Origin of the sequence: Burkholderia sp. KJ006, from assembly GCF_000262695.1 — a bacterium.
In the GTDB taxonomy this organism is placed as follows: Bacteria; Pseudomonadota; Gammaproteobacteria; order Burkholderiales; family Burkholderiaceae; genus Burkholderia; species Burkholderia vietnamiensis.
The window spans coordinates 1,570,732-1,587,315 of record NC_017920.1; the positions used below are offsets into that span (position 1 = coordinate 1,570,732).

Annotated in this window: 3 protein-coding genes; all 3 read left to right on the plus strand. The window is 73.8% G+C overall.

Annotated elements, in window-relative coordinates:
* The first annotated feature begins 251 nt into the window (after nt 1-251).
* The 3 genes from MYA_RS07115 (at nt 252) to MYA_RS07125 (ending at nt 16,559) form a co-directional block, all read left to right on the plus strand.
* Entirely contained in the window at nt 252-9,995 is a 9,744-nt protein-coding gene (locus tag MYA_RS07115) for a non-ribosomal peptide synthetase (protein ID WP_041493827.1), read from the plus strand.
* A 9-nt stretch (nt 9,996-10,004) separates the two neighbouring features.
* Nucleotides 10,005-14,990, plus strand: a complete 4,986-nt coding sequence (locus tag MYA_RS07120; protein WP_014723014.1) for a non-ribosomal peptide synthetase — start codon at nt 10,005-10,007, stop codon at nt 14,988-14,990.
* Between the two features lie 189 nt (nt 14,991-15,179).
* Nucleotides 15,180-16,559 (plus strand): lysine N(6)-hydroxylase/L-ornithine N(5)-oxygenase family protein, encoded by a 1,380-nt coding sequence (locus MYA_RS07125; protein WP_041493828.1) that lies wholly within the window; start codon nt 15,180-15,182, stop codon nt 16,557-16,559.
* The last annotated feature ends 25 nt before the right edge of the window (nt 16,560-16,584 follow it).

The window sequence follows — 16,584 nt, forward strand, 5'->3', positions numbered from 1 at the left end:
AGCCGGCGCGAACGGCAGCGCTGCGGCAACCGCGCGGTCGCGGCGTCTCTCCCTGATAGACGAACGGGCGCCGCAAATATTTAGCAGCGCAGGCATTTAGCAGCGCGTGCGAACTCGCCATGCGCGGCCTGCGCGCGGCCGTCATGCGCAAAACGGTAAAAAATCGGCCGCGCCGTTCGTCACACCAGTGAAGCCGCCCGAAGCGGCCCCGAGACTTGGCCGAAGCGGCCGGACCGAAGGACTTCACGCACATGACGAGTTTCCCGACTGCGCTGCACCACCGAATCCGCGACCTGGCGCGCCTCGCGCCCGACGCACCCGCGCTCGCCGCGCCTTTCCAGAACGAGCTGCGCCTGTCGCGGCGCGCGCTCGACGCTCAGGCGTCGCTGCTTGCGCGCCGGCTGCGCGCGGCCGGGGTCGGCGCGGAGGTGCGCGTCGGCGTCTGCGTCGAGCGCTCGTGCGAGCTGTTCGTCGCGCTGCTGGCCGTGCTGAAGGCGGGCGGCGTGTTCGTGCCGCTCGATCCGCGCCATCCGGCCGCGCGGCTGGACTGGATCGTGCGCGATGCGCAACTGCGTCACGGCGTCGTCGATGCGGCCGGGCGCGCGGCGCTCGGCGCGCCGTTCGAACACACGTTCGACGTCGCATCGGCGGCAGGCTCAGCCGCCGACGCATCCGCGTTCGACGAGGAAGATGCGCCCGTGCATCCGCGCGCGGCCGCCTACATGATCTACACGTCGGGCTCGACCGGCACGCCGAAGGCGGTCGTCGTCGAGCACGGGCCGCTCGCCGCGCATTGCGACGCGCTGGCCGGCGCGCTGCCGATCGAAGCCGACGACCGGCTGCTGCATTTCGCGTCGGTGAATTTCGATGCGGCGCACGAATGCTGGCTCGCGCCGCTCGCGGTCGGCGCCAGCGTGACGATCGCACCGGCACAGCCGTTCGCGCCGGACGCCGCGCATGCGCTGATGGTGCGCGAATCGGTCAGCGTGGCCGCGTTTCCGCCCGCGTACCTGCGCGAGTTCGCGAGCGTCGCCGCGCGCGACGGCGTGCCGCCGGCGTTGCGCGTGCTCGCGTTCGGCGGCGAAGCGCTGCCGCAGCAGGCGTTCGACACCGTGCGCCGCACGTTCCCGTCCGTGCGCCTCGTCAACGGCTACGGCCCGACCGAGGCCGTGATCTCGCCGATGCTGTGGCCGGTCGAGCCCGGTGAAACGCCCGCGCTGGACGCCGACGATGCCTACGCGGCGCTGCCGATCGGACGTGCGATCGGCCCGCGCGTCGCGCGCATCGACGACGACGCGGATGGCGACGCCGATGCCTACGCTAATGGCGAGCCCGGCCGCGCCGGCGAGCTGCTGCTCGGCGGCGCATGCATCGCGCGCGGCTATCACGGCCGCGCGGCGCTGACGGCCGAGCGCTTCGTGCCCGACGCGCACGGCGCGCCGGGCGCGCGCGTCTATCGCACCGGCGACCTCGCGCGCCGGCGCGCCGACGGCGCGTTCGACTATCTCGGCCGCGTCGACGATCAGGTGCAGGTGCGCGGCGTGCGCGTGGAGCCGGCGGAGATCGCCGCGTGTCTGCGCACGCACGCGGCAGTCGCCGATGCAGCCGTGATCGCCGAAGCCGTCAACGGGTCGACGCGGCTGATCGCATGCGTCGCGTTGCGCGCTGCCGCGGACGATGCGGACGATGCCGCATTGAAAGCGCACGTCGGCGCCCAGCTGCCGGCCGCGTGGCAGCCGCATCGGTTCGTGCGCTGCGACGCGCTGCCGTACACGCTGAACGGCAAGCTCGATCGCGCCGCGCTGCGCGAACGGATCGCCGCCGCGCAGCGCGCGGACCAGCCCGCCGGCGAGCCGGCGCGCACGGCCACCGAGGCGCATCTCGCCGCGTGCTGGCAGACGCTGCTCGGCCTCGATGCGCCGCCGTCGCGCGACGCGCGCTTTTTCGCGCTCGGCGCGGATTCGCTCGCCGCGATGCAGCTGCAGGCCGCGATCCGCACGCAATGGCGCGTGAACCTGCGGCTCGACGCGCTGTTCGCCGATCCGCTGCTGGCCGAGCTTGCCGCACAGGTCGATCGCGCGGAACGCGAAACCGGCGCGCCGCTCGCCGCGATTCCCGTGCGCGGCGCGCGCGCCGATGCCGATGCCGATGCAGATTCATCGGCTGCGCCGTACGTCGATCGCGCGGCGTCGCTCGCGCAGCAGCGCTTCTGGGTGCTCGCACAGACGCGCGACGCGGGCGCCGCCTATCACATCGCCGCACACTGGACCATCGACGGCGCGCTCGACCGTGAGGCGCTGCAACGCGCGCTCGATCATGTGATCGGCCGGCACGACGCATGGCGCACCACGCTCGTCGACGACGGCGACGGCATCGTGATGCAGCGCATCCACGCCGCGCTGCCGGTGCGGATCGCGACGGTGGACCTGCGCGAGCTGCCGCCCGCCGCCCGCGATGCGCAGGCCGCGCGCGTGGCCGAACGCGATGCGGGCGCGCCGTTCGATCTGTCGCGCGGGCCGCTGCTGCGCGCGACGCTGGTCGTGCTCGACGACGCGCGTCACCGCCTGTTGCTGACCGCGCATCACGCGATCACCGACGGCTGGAGCTCGCGCTGCGCGTTCGACGAGCTGGCGGCCGCGTATTGCGCGTACGCGCAGCGCCGCGAGCCGTCGTTGCCGGCGCTGCCGATCCAGTATGCGGACTACGCGGACTGGCAGCGCGACATGCTGGCCGGCGGCGAAGGCGAGCGCCAGCTCGCGTACTGGCGCGCGGCGCTGCGCGACGTGCCGGGCCCGCTCGCGTTGCCGACCGACCGCCAGCCGCCCGCGACGCGCACGCAGCACGGCGCGCGCGTGTCCGTGCGCCTGCCTGACGCGGTCGCGGCCGACCTGCGCCGGCTCGCGCGCGATGCGCAGGCCACCGTGTTCACCGTGCTGCTGGCCGCGTTCGACGCATGGCTCGCGCGCCTGACGGGCGAGACCGACGTGGTCGTCGCGGTGCCGGTCGCGCATCGTCAGCGCGAGGAAACGCGCCGCTTGCTCGGCCTGTTCCTGAACACCGTCGCGCTGCGCGTGCGGGTCGCGCCGACGCAGCCGTTCCGCGCGCTCGTCGAGGCGACGCGCGCGGCCGCGCTCGACGCGGTCGCGCACCAGGACGTGCCGTTCGAGCGCGTCGTCGATGCGGTGAAGCCGCCGGTGCGGCGCGGCGACGAATGGCTGCGCGTGAAGTTCGCCCAGCAGTTCGACGCGCGGCACGACAGCGTATTGCCGGGCGCGACCGCCGTCGCGACGCCGGGGCCGGATCTCGCCGCGCGCTTCGACTTCGCGCTCGACTTCACCGACGACGCGAGCGGCATCGCGCTCGTCGCCGCCTATGCGACCGACTGCATCGACGCCGACACCGCGCGCGCGTGGCTCGACAGCTATGCCGCGCTCGTCGCGTGCGCCGCGCACGACCCGCAGACCGTCACGGCGGAGCTGCCGTGCGATGCGTCGCCCGCGTCGCGCCAGCCGCGCGACGGCCGTGCGCTGCGCGTCGAGCATGCCGATGTGGTCGCCGCGTTCGCGCGGCAGGCGGCCGCGTATCCGCATCGCGTCGCGCTCGCCGATGCATCGGCGTCGCTGACCTTCGCCGAACTCGACGACGCGTCGAACCGCATCGCCCATGCGCTCGCGCTGCGCGGCGTGCGCGCCGAAGCGCCGGTGATCGTCTGCATCGAACGCTCGGCTCGCTTCGTCGCGGCGCTGCTCGGCGCGCTGAAGGCCGGCGCGCTGGCCGTGCTGCTCGATCCGGCGCAGCCGGCCGCGCGCATCGTCGCCGCGGCCGCCGACTGCGGCGCGCGCTGGGCGCTCGTCGCCGATGCCGCTACTGCCGCGGCCGCCGCCGCATGGCCGCACGACACGGCCGCGCAGCCGCTCGACGTCGATGCGCTCGCCCAGGATGTGCAGCTCGCGCACGCGGGCGGCGTGCGTGTCGCGCCGCACCCGGAACAGGGCGCTTACCTGATCTATACGTCGGGCTCGACCGGCACGCCGAAGGGCGTCGTCGTGTCGCACGGCGCGCTCGCCGACTACGTGCAGGGCATGCTCGACGAGTTCGCATTCGCACCGGACGCGTCGTTCGCGATGGTCTCGACCGTCGCCGCCGACCTCGGCCACACGACGCTGTTCGGCGCGCTGTGCGCGGGCCGCACGCTGCATCTGCTGCCGGCCGCGTGCGCGTTCGACCCGGACCTGTTCGCGCAGGAAATGCGCGGCCGCGACGTCGGCGTGCTGAAGATCGTGCCGAGCCATCTGCAGGCGCTGCTCGATGCGCGCGTGCCGGCCGACGTGCTGCCGCGCCACGCGCTCGTGACCGGCGGCGAAACGCTCACGTGGGCGCTGGTCGCGCGCGTGGCCGCGCTCGCGCCGGCCTGCCGCGTGATCAATCATTACGGGCCGACCGAGGCGACCGTCGGCGCGATCGCGTGCGACACCGTGTCGATCGCCGCCGACGCGCGCGACGCGGCGAGCGGCGTGCCGCTCGGCACACCGCTGCCGAATGCGCGCGCGCTGGTGCTCGATGCGTTCGGCGCATGCGTGCCGCCCGGTGCGACCGGCGAGCTGTATCTGGGTGGCCCCGGCGTCGCGCGCGGCTATCTGAACCGGCCGGCGCAGACGGCCGAGCGCTTCGTGCCCGATCCGTTCACGCCCGGTGCGCGCCTGTATCGCACCGGCGACCGCGTGCGTCTGCGCGCGGACGGCCGGCTCGCGTTCGTCGGCCGGATCGACGATCAGGTGAAGATTCGCGGCTATCGCGTCGAACCGGGCGAGGTGAGCGCCGCGCTGCGCGCGGCCGGCCCGATCGCGCAGGCGGAAACGCTGGCGATCGAGCACGACGGCCGCATGCGACTCGCGAGCTTCGTCGTGCTGCGCGACGGCGCCGCGTTCGACGAGGCCGCGGTGCGCGCGACGCTCGGCGCGACGCTGCCCGATTACATGGTGCCCGCGCAGATCGTCGCGCTCGCGCGTCTGCCCGTCACCGCGAACGGCAAGATCGATCGCGTGGCGCTGCGCGCGCTCGCCGCGGCGCCGGTGGCCGCGGCCGGTGGCGACGCGCCGCAGGGGCCGGTCGAAACGGCGCTCGCGCAGGTGTGGCAAGCGGTGCTGAAGGCGCCGCAGGTCGCGCGCGACGACAACTTCTTCGAACTCGGCGGCGACTCGATCCTCGTGCTGCAGGTCATCGCCCGCGCGCGCAAGCTCGGCGTGCGCTTCACGCCGAAGCAGCTGTTCGATGCGCCGACCATCGCCGGGCTCGCGCGCGTCGCGAAGACCGAGGCGGTCGGCGTCACGCCGGCCGCAACGCCGGTGCCGGTCCAGGCCGCCGCGTCCGCGTCGGCCCCCGGGCTGCTGACGCCCGCGCAGCAACGCTTCTTCGCGCTCGACGTGCCGCATCCGGGCCACTGGAACCAGTCGGTCGCGTTCGACGTGCGCGGCCCATTCGACGCCGATGCGTTCGCGCGCGCGTTTGCCGCGGTGCTCGCCCATCACGCTGCGTTCCGCCAGCGCTTCACGCGCGGCGCCGACGGCAGCTGGCGCGCGCACGACGCCGCGCAGCCGTACGACGCGTTGCCGTTCGCCGAGGTCGCCGCGCGCGACGAAGCCGATGCGCTCGCGCGCTTCGACGCATTGCAGCGCCGGCTCGACCTCGGCCGCGGCCCGCTCGCCTGCGCGTGCGCGGCGCGGCTGCCGGACGGCGCGACGCGGCTGTATCTGGCGATTCACCACGCGATCGTCGACGGCGTGTCGTGGCGCATCCTGATCGACGATCTGGACGCCGCCTATCGCGCCGCCTGCGAACGCATGCCGGCGCGGCTGTCGCCGCCGGGGCTGCGCGCCGATGCATGGGCCGCGCGGCTCGCGCGTGCCGCGCTCGGGCCGGATGCGCCGTTCGCCGCCGAAGTCGCGTACTGGGCCGGCATGGCGCACGGCGACGCGTTCGTGCCCGATCGTCCCGATGCGCCGGCGACCAACGCCGATGCGGCCGTCGTCGTGCAGACGATCGACGCCGCGCTGACGCGCGCCGCGCTCACCGATGCGCACGCGGCCTATCGCACGCAGACGATCGAGCTGCTGGCGGCGGCGCTCACCCGCGCGCTGACCGGCGCGGGCCGCGCCGCGGCGTGCCGCATCGAGCTCGAAGGGCACGGCCGCGAGGCGCTGTTCGACGACGCCGACGCGAGCCGCACGATCGGCTGGCTGACGAGCCACTATCCGGTCACGCTGCCGGTCGAGGCCGACGCGTGCGCGACGCTGTGCGCGGTCAAGGACACGCTGCGCGCGGTGCCGCACAAGGGGCTCGGCTTCGGCGTGCTCGCGCACTACGGCGACGCGGCGACGCGCGCGGCGCTGGCGGCGGTGCCGCGCCCGCGCGTCACGTTCAACTATCTCGGCCAGTTCGACGCGCCGCGCGACGCGCTGCTGGTGCCGCGCTTCGGCGGCGCCGGCATCGAGCGCGACCCGCACGGGCCGCTCGGCAATACGCTGGCGATTCACGCGTACCTCGACACCGACCGCGACGGCGCGCGCACGCTGAAGCTGCACTGGGTGTACGGCGCGCCGCAGTTCGAGCGCGCGACCGTCGATGCGCTCGCCGAACGCTTTGCGCGCGCGCTGCGCGAACTCGTCGACGCGTGCGCGTCGCGGGTCGCGCGGCGCGGCGGCGGTGCGACGCCGGGCGACTTCCCGCTCGCGCAGGCGGCCGGCCTCACGCAGGCCGCGATCGAGCGCGCCGCGCTCGACTGGCGCACGATCGACGACGTGTATCCGCTGTCGCCGATGCAGCAGGGCATGCTGTTCCATGCGCTGTACGCGCCCGGTCATGCGAGCTACGTGAACCAGCTCGTCGCGCGCGCGACCGCGCTCGACGCCGAGCGCTTCGCGGCCGCGTTCGATGCGGCGCTCGCGCGCCACGACATCCTGCGCACCAGCGTGATACCCGACGAGGCCGCGCCGCTGCAATGCGTGCATCGCGATGCGCGGATGCCGGTCGAGCAGCTCGACTGGCGCGCGCGCGGCGCGACGCTCGACGCGGATTTCGACGCATGGCTGGCCGCCGACCGCGCGCGCGGCTTCGACTGGCGCCAGCCGCCGCTGATGCGCGTCACGCTGATCCGCGTGACGGACGACGCGTGGCGCGTGGTGTGGACGCGTCATCACGTGCTGCTCGACGGCTGGAGCACCGCGCGCCTGCTTGCCGAGGTACTGCGCGACTACCGCGATCCCGACGCGGTGTCGCCGTTCGAGGGCCGCCCGGCGCTGCGCTATCGCGACTTCATCGCGTGGCTCGGCACCCGCGAGCGCGGCGCGGACGAGCGCTTCTGGACCGGGCGGCTCGCGCGCCTCGATGCACCGACGCTGATCGCCGCGCGCACGGCCGACCGCGCGGCGGCACGGATGACGACGCGGCGCGCGACGATCGCCGCCGACGCGACGGCGCGCGTCACGCAAGCGGCGCGTGCGCTGCAGCTGACTGTCAACACGCTGGTGCAGGGCGCGTGGGCGCTCGCGCTGCAGCGCATGACGCATCAGCCGGCCGTCGCGTTCGGCGCGACCGTCGCCGGCCGCCCCGATGCGCTGCCGGACGTCGACGCCGTGCTCGGCCTGTTCATCAACACGCTGCCGGTGATCACCGCGCCCGCGCCGCAGCAGCGCGCGGCGGACTGGCTGCGCGCATTGCAGCGCGACAACGCGGCAGCGGCCGGGCATGCACATACGCCGCTCGCGGACATCCAGCGCTGGGCGCGCGGCGCCGGCGGCGCACTGTTCGACACCCTCGTCGTGTTCGAGAACTATCCGGTCGACGCTGCGGCCGACGACGCCGACCCGCGCGCGCTGCGCTTGAGCGACGTGCGCAGCATCGAAGCGACCGATTTCGCGTTGACGCTCGTGATCGAAAGCGGCGCCGAGCTGACGATCGACTACGGCTATGACGCCGCACGCCTCGACGCCGCCGACGTCGACGCCTGGCACCGCGCGTTCGCGTGCGCGCTCGACGCGCTGGCCCGCACGCCGGATGCGCTGCTCGGCACGCTGTCGATCGCCGACGACGCGGCATCCACCGCGCTCGCGCGCGCGCAGCAGACCGCGCGCAGCTGGCCCGACGCACAGCGGCAGCCGCTGCATCTGCAGTTCTCGGCGGCCGCGCGCGCGACGCCCGATGCGATCGCGCTCGAATACGCGCATCCGGTCGACGGCGTGCAGCGCATGAGCTACCGCGAGCTGGACCTGCGCACGTCGCGCGTGGCCGCCGCGCTGCGCCGGCGCGGCGTGCGGCGCGATACGGCGGTCGCGCTGTGCGTCGAGCGCTCGTTCGACATGGTCATGGCGCTGGTCGGCGTGCTGAAGGCCGGCGCCGCCTACCTGCCGGTCGACCCCGACTATCCGGCCGAGCGCATCGCATACCTGCTGCGCGACGCGCGGCCCGCGGTCGTCATCACGCAGCCGCAGCTGCGCGCCCGGGTCGAAGCGGCGCTCGGCAACGGTGCGGCGGCCCAACTGCTCACGGTCGCCGAGCTGCTCGCCGACGGAATGGACGATGCGCACGATGCCGACGCGCCCGCCGTCGTCGACGACGCGCAGCTCGCCTACCTGATCTACACGTCCGGCTCGACCGGCAAGCCGAAGGGCGCCGGCAACACGCACGGCGCGCTGGCGAACCGCATCGCGTGGATGCAGGACGCGTACCGGCTCACGCGCGACGACGTCGTGCTGCACAAGACGCCGTTCGGTTTCGACGTCTCGGTGTGGGAGTTCGTGTGGCCGCTCGCGACCGGCGCGACGCTCGCGATCGCGGCGCCGGGCGAGCACCGCGATCCGGCGCGGCTCGCGGCCGCGATCCACGCGCACGGCGTGACGGTGCTGCATTTCGTGCCGTCGATGCTGGCCGCGTTCGCCGCGTATCTCGACGATTTCGGCGCCGCCGCGCAATGCGACAGCGTGCGCCTGATCGTCGCGAGCGGCGAGGCGCTTGCACCGGAGCTGGTCGCGAAGGTCGCGCGGCTGCTGCCGGACGCGACGCTCGTGAACCTGTACGGGCCGACGGAAGCCGCGATCGACGTGTCGCACTGGACCTGCAGCGCCGACGACGCGCGCGCGCCCGCGGTGCCGATCGGCCATCCGATCGCGAACCTGCAGCTGCACGTGCTCGATGCGGCGTGGCAGCCGCTGCCGGCCGGCGCGACCGGCGAGCTGTATCTGGCCGGCGCGGGCCTCGCGCGCGGCTATCTCGGCCGCCCGGGCCTGACCGCGGAGCGCTTCGTCCCCGATCCGTTCGTGCCGGGCGCGCGCATGTACCGCACCGGCGACCTCGCGCGCCGGCGCCCGGACGGCGCGCTCGATTACCTCGGCCGCGTCGATACGCAGGTGAAGCTGCGTGGCCAGCGCATCGAGCCCGGCGAAATCGAGGTGCTGCTGCGCGCGGCGCCCGGCGTGCACGACGCGGTCGTGATCGTGCGCGACGAGCAGCTGATCGGCTACGTCGCGCGCGGCGACGCGGGGCCGCTCGACTGCGCCGCGCTGCTCGACGCGCTGCGCGCGCAATTGCCGGCGTACATGGTGCCGTCGCAGCTGATCGAGCTCGACGCGCTGCCGGTCACGCCGAACGGCAAGTGCGACCGTCATGCGTTGCCGGCGCCGCAGCGCGAGGCGGCGGTGGCCGTCGCGCTCGCGACCGATACCGAGCGCGCGCTCGCGGCGATCTGGCAGCGCGTGCTGCGCGTCGACGCGATCGGCCGCGACGACGATTTCTTCCAGCTCGGCGGCCATTCGCTGCTCGCGACGCAGGCGCATGCGCAGGCCAACTTGCACTGGGGCCTCGCGCTGCCGCTGCGCACGCTGTTCGACGCACGCACGCTGGCGCGCTGCGCGGCGGCGATCGACGCGGCCTGCGCGGCCCATCGCGACACCGATGCCGCGAGCGCGATCGACGCGCTGCTCGGCGAACTGGAAACCCGCTAAGGACGACGGATGACGAACGCTCAACCCGACTGGCTCGCACTCGCTGCGCGCTTCGCGCAATTGCCCGACGCGCAGCGCGCGGTGTTCATCGACAAGCTCGGCGCCGCGGGGATCGATTTCCGCAGGCTGCCGATCCCGCCGCGCACGCCGCGCGACGATCGCGTCCCGGCATCGTTCGCGCAGACGCGGCTGTGGCTGCACGCGCGGCTGATCGATGCGCCGCACGCGTATCACATCACCGAGCGGCTCGCGCTCGACGGGCCGCTGGATGCGCATGCGCTGCGGCTCGCCTGCGATGCGCTGATCGCGCGCCACGAAGCGCTGCGCACCACCTTCGACGAAACCCGGGACGGCGTCGCGCAGACGATCCACGCGCCGCTGCGCTGCCCGTGGCGCGACACCGATCTCGAGGCGCTGCCGGCCGCGCAGCGGCGCGCGCAGGCCGAGCGCATCGCGACGGCCGACGAAGCCGAGCCGTTCGACCTCGGCACGCCGCCGCTCGTGCGCGTGCATCTGATCCGCTTCGATGCGACGCATCACTGGCTCGCGTTGACGGTTCACCACATCGTGTCCGACGGCTGGTCGTCGGACGTGCTGCTGTTCGAGCTGGCGGCGTTCTACTGTGCCTACGCGTCGGGCGACGCGGTGTCGCTCGCGCCGCTGCCGATCCAGTACGCGGACTATGCGCTGTGGCAGCGCCGCTGGCTCGATGCCGGCGAGCGCGAGCGCCAGCTCGCGTTCTGGCGCGCGCGGCTCGATCCGCAACGCGGCGTGCTCACGCTGCCCGGTGCGGCCGCGCGGCAGGCGCGCCGCAGCGCGCGCGGCGCACGTCACGGGTTCTCGCTCGATGCGCGCCTCGGTGCGCGGCTGCGGGCGTTCGCGGCCGACGCGGGCGCGACGCCGTTCGCGGTGCTGCTCGCGGCGCTCGACGCGCTGCTCGCGCGGGCGACCGGCGACGCGCGGATCTGCGTCGGCGTGCCGGCCGCGAACCGCGAACGCGCGGAGACGGCCGGCCTGATCGGCTTCTTCGTCAACACGCTCGCGATCGACGTCGACGTGCCGGCGCACGGCGATTTCGCGTCGCTGGTCGCGCGCACGCAGCGCGCGCTCGTCGATGCGCAGATGCATCAGGACGTGCCGTTCGAGCAGGTCGTCGACGCGCTCGGCGTGCCGCGCAGCGCGAGCCATCATCCGCTGTTCCAGGTGATGGCCGCCTACGGCGAGCGCCGCGCGCCGCCCGCGCTCGGCGCGGCGTCGGCCGCATGGCTGCCGTCCGGCACGCCGTCCGCGAAATTCGACCTGACGCTCGCCGTCGAAGCGACGCCCGACGGCGCCTTCGACACCGCGTTCATCTATGCGCTGGACCTGTTCGACGCCGCCGCGATCGCGCGGCTCGCCGCGCGCTTCGTCACGCTGCTCGACGCCGCGCTCGCGCAGCCTGCCGCGCCGATCGGCGAGCTCGACTGGCTGCCGGCCGACGAGCTCGCGCAACTGTTCGCATGGAACGCGCGGGCCGGCGCGGCCGACGCCGAGCCGTTCGTGCCGGTGCACGCGCGCATCGCCGCGCATGCGCGCAAGCGGCCCGACGCACGCGGCGTCGCCGATATCGAGCGCGCGCTGACGCGCGGCGAGGTCGACGCGCGTGCCGCGCGCATCGCACGCAACCTGGTCGCGGCCGGTGTGCGGCCCGAGATGCGCGTAGGCGTCGCGCTACAGCGCTCGGTCGATCTGCTGGTCGCGCTGATCGCGGTGCTGAAGTCGGGCGCGGCGTTCGTGCCGCTCGATCCCGCGCACCCGCGCGAACGGCTCGCGCAGATCGTCGGCGACGCGGGCATCGCGCACGTGCTGACCGACCGCGCGAGCGCCGCGTCGCTGCCCGCGCTGTCCGGGTTGCGCATCTGGCATGCGGATGAAGTCGATGCGCTCGACGAAGCCCAGCACGTCGAACTGCCCGACGTGCTGCCCGGTCATGCGGCCTACGTGATCTATACGTCGGGCTCGACCGGCACGCCGAAGGGCGTGATCGTCGATCACGCGGCGTTCGCGCGCCATTGCGTCGCGATCGCCGAACGCTACGGCGTGCGCGAAAGCGACGTGTTCCTGCTGTTCCAGTCGGTCAACTTCGACGGCGCGCACGAAGGCTGGTTTTCGCAATACCTGTCGGGCGCCGCGGTGTCGATCACCGCCGACGTGCTGTGGCCGCCCGCGCAGACCTGCGCGATGATGGCGCGCGACGGCGTGACGATGACCTACGTGCCGCCGGGCTGCGCCGCGCAGCTCGCCGAATGGACGCTCGCGCACGGCGCGCCGCCGACGCTGCGCTCGTTGACCGTCGGCGGCGAGGCGACGTCGCGCGAAGCGTTCGCGATGCTGCGCCGCGCGATGCCGAACGTGCGCGTGGTGAACGGCTACGGCCCGACCGAAACCGTGATCACGCCGACGCTGTGGATGTTCGCGCCCGGCGACGATCTCGCGAAGCTCGGCGATGCGGCCTATCTGCCGATCGGCACGCTGGTCGGCGCGCGCACCGCGCACGTGCTCGACGCGCGGTTGCGGCCGCTGCCGGTCGGCGTGATCGGCGAGCTGTATCTGGGCGGCGAGGGGATCGGCGTCGCGCGCGGCTATCTCGATCGTCCGGCGTTGACGGCCGAGCGCTTCGTGCCCGATCCGTACGGCGCGCCCGGCGCGCGGCTGTATCGCACCGGCGATCTGGTGCGGCGTCGCGCGGACGGCGTGTTCGACTTCATCGGCCGCGTCGATCATCAGGTGAAGCTGCGCGGGCTGCGCATCGAGCTCGGCGAAATCGAGGCGCAACTGGCCGCGCACGATGCGGTGCGCGAAGCGTGCGCGGTCGTGCACGGGCAGGGCGCGCATGCGCAGCTCGTCGCCTACGTCGAGCTGAGCGCCGATGCACGGGCGGATACACAGCCCGTCGACGCGGCGACGCTCGATGCGCATCTGCGCCGCATGCTGCCCGACTACATGGTGCCCGCGCAACTGATCGTGCTGGACGCGCTGCCGCGCAACGCGAACAGCAAGGTCGATCGCGCGCGGTTGCCCGCGCCGGTGCGCGTCGAGCGCGCATACGAGGCGCCGCATGATGGCGACGAAGCCGCGCTCGCGGCGATCTGGCGCGACGTGCTGAACGTCGAGCGCGTCGGCCGCGGCGACCACTTCTTCGAGCTTGGCGGCCATTCGCTCGCCGCGGTGCGCGTGGCGACGCGCGTGGCCGAACGGCTCGGCCGCGACGTGCCGGTGCGCGCGCTGTTCGAGGCGCCGGTGCTCGCGCAATATGCGGCGCAGCTCGCCGATGCGCCGCGTGCGGCGCACGCCCGCAGCGCGTCGCACGCCGCCGCCGCGGTGAAGCCCGACGCCGACGGCGTGTGGCCGCTGTCGCCCGCGCAGCTCGCACTGTGGTTCCTGTGGCGCGCGCAGCCGGACAACGCCGCCTACAACATTCCGCTCGCGCTGCGCGTGCGCGGGCCGCTCGACGTCGACGCGTTGCGCGCGGCGTTTGCGGCGGCTGCCGCCGCGCATCCCGCACTGCGCACGCGGCTCGTTGCGCGCGCCGGCATGCTGCCGGGCCAGCGCGTCGCACCGGTTACGCCGGTCACGTTACCGCTCGTCGACGTCGCTACGCAGCCCGACGCGCTCGAGCGCGCGGCGCAGCTGACGGCCGCCGACGCGCTCACGCCGTTCGACCTCGAAGCCGATGCGCCGCTGTGGCGCGCGCGCGTCGTGCGGCTCGGCACGCACGATCATGTGCTGTCGGTGGTGATCCATCACATCGTGTCGGATGGCGAATCGATCGAGTTGTGGCTCGACGCCGTGCGGGCGCGCTATGTCGAACACGTGCGCGGCGCAACCGCATCGGCATCGGCACCCGCCACGACGCCGCTGCCGCGCACGTCGCTCGTGCTCCCGCCGCCGTGCGCGGCAGCGCGCGTCGCGTACTGGCGCGACGCGCTCGCCGATCTGCCGCCGCGCGTGCTGCCGCAGCGTGCGGATGCGCCGGCCGTTCCGCAATGGCGGGCCGCGCGCATCGCGATCGAATTCGACCCGACGACGATCCGGGCGGCGCGCGACGCCGCAACGGCCGCGCGTGCGACGTTGCCGATGCTGCTGCACGCGGCGCTCAACACCGCGCTGTTCCGCGTGACGGGCGCGGCCGACCAGCCGGTCGGCGTGCTCGCGTCGACGCGCGAGCTGGCGGGCGACGCGGCGCACGATGCGCTCGGCCTGTTCATCAACGCGGTGGTCGTGCGCACGCGGCTCGACGCCACGGCGAGCCGCGCCGACGTGCTCGCGCAGCTGCGCGACACCGCGCTCGCCGCGTATGCGCATGCGGACGTGCCGTTCGCCGACGTCGTCGCCGCGCTGCACGCGCCGCGCGCCGCCGAGGCCAATCCGCTGTTCCAGGTGATGTTCAACTACCTGCGGCCGAGCGGCGCCGCGACGCGCGACTGGGCCGGCCTGACGCTCTCCGAATTCGACGACGTGCGCCACCGCGTGGTGTTCACGCTCGAGCTGGACGTCGTCGAGCATCCGGACGGCCGCGTGAGCGCCGCGTTTTCGTACGCGGACGAACTGCTCGACGCTGCGTTCGTCGCTGCGCTCGTCGACGTCTATCACGACGAGCTCGCGCGTTTCGCGGTCGCGCCCGAAGCGCGGCTCGGCAGGCCGGACGCGCGGTTCGCGGCGTCGACGGCCGTGCGTGCGCGCGTGGCCGACACGGCGCCGCAAGCGCGCCACGCCATCGCCGCACTGGCCGCGCTGTGGTCCGATACGTGTGCGTGCGCTGCGCCGCCGCCCGATGCCGATCTGTTCGCCGCCGGCGCGACCTCGTTCGACGTCGTGCGTTTCGTCGATGCGGCGTGCCGCGCCGGTCACGCACTGACGGTCGCCGACGTGTTCGCCGCGCCGACGCTCGCCGCGCTCGGCGCGCGGCTCGACTCGCCGGCCGAAACGGCGCAGGAGGCGCGCGATGCCGGCTGAAGTGCGTGCGAACCGCTTCGCGCGATTCGATACCCGTCGCGTCGCGTTTCCGCCCGGCCGCCGCGCCGTGCGCGAGACGCGCCGACATCCGCGTCGTGCAGCCGCCGTGCCTGCGCGCGCGGCGCAACACGTTGTTCGCCGGCCGTCATCGTCGACGGGCCGGTTCTACCGACAAGGGAGCTGAGAGACATGCAGAGAGAAACCGTATTCGACCTGATCGGCGTCGGCTTCGGGCCGTCTAACCTCGCGCTGGCGGTGCGTATCGCGGAACGCGGCGACGGCGCGCGCCCGCTCGCGCAGTGCTTCGTCGAGCGCCAGCCCGCGTTCGGCTGGCACCGCGGCATGCTGCTCGACGACTGCCGGATGCAGATCTCGTTTCTGAAGGATCTCGTCACGATGCGCGATCCGACGAGCCGCTACACGTTCATCAACTACCTGTTCGAACGCGGCCGGCTCAACGAATTCGTGAACCTGAAGAACTTCTATCCGACCCGCGTCGAATTCCACGACTACCTGAGCTGGGTCGCCGACGCGTTCGGCCGACACGTGCATTACGGCGAGACCGTCACCGCGATCGAGCCCGTGCACGGCGACGGCGCGCGCATCGACGCGCTGCGCGTGCTGTCGTGCGACGCGGCCGGCCGCGAGCGCCAGCGCGTCACGCGCGCGCTGTCGGTCGGCGTCGGCGGCACGCCGGCGGTGCCCGAGGCGTTCGCCGCGCTCGGCCGCGATCGCGTGATCCATTCGTCGTCGTATCTCGCCGACATCGAGCGCCTCGTCGCGGCGCCGGACGGCGCGCGCCGCCGCGTCGCGGTGATCGGCGCGGGGCAGAGCGCGGCCGAGGTGTTCGTCGATCTCGCGCGCCGTTTCCCGCACGTCGACGCGAGCCTCGTGATGCGCGCGGGCGCATTGAAGCCGGCCGACGACAGCCCGTTCGTCAACGAGATCTTCAGCCCCGAGTTCACCGACGTCGTCTACGCGCAGCCGCACGACGCGCGACGCGCGCTGCTCGAACGCTATCGCGACACCAACTACGCGGTGGTCGACCGGCCGCTGATCGAGCAGATCTACGAAATGCTGTACCTGCAGCGCATCGACGGCACGCCGCGCCATGCGCTGCTGGCGAACCGCGCGATCGAGGGCGTGCAGCGCGGCGCCGACGGCCGCATCGAGCTGACGCTGCGCGACCGGATGAACGGCAGCACGCGCGTCGAGCGCTTCGACGCGCTCGTGCTCGCGACCGGCTACCGGCGCGATACGCATACGACGTTGCTCGACGGGCTCGCGCCGTATCTCGGCGAGGCGCTCGCGCGCGGCGAGGTCGCGCGCGACTACCGGCTCGCGACGCCCGAGCACTTCACGCCGCGCATCTACCTGCAAGGCTGCTGCGAGGACAGCCACGGGCTGTCGGACACGCTGCTGTCGGTGCTGGCGCGCCGCGCGGACGAGATCTGCAGGTCGCTCGAGGAGGCGGCGTCGCTCGCCCGCGACGACGACGCGGGCCTGCCGCGACACGAACAACGACATCAAGACGGGGCGAGCGCGGGCCGGATGGCTTGCGCTCTTTGACAAAGGTGCGGTCGATGACCGCATG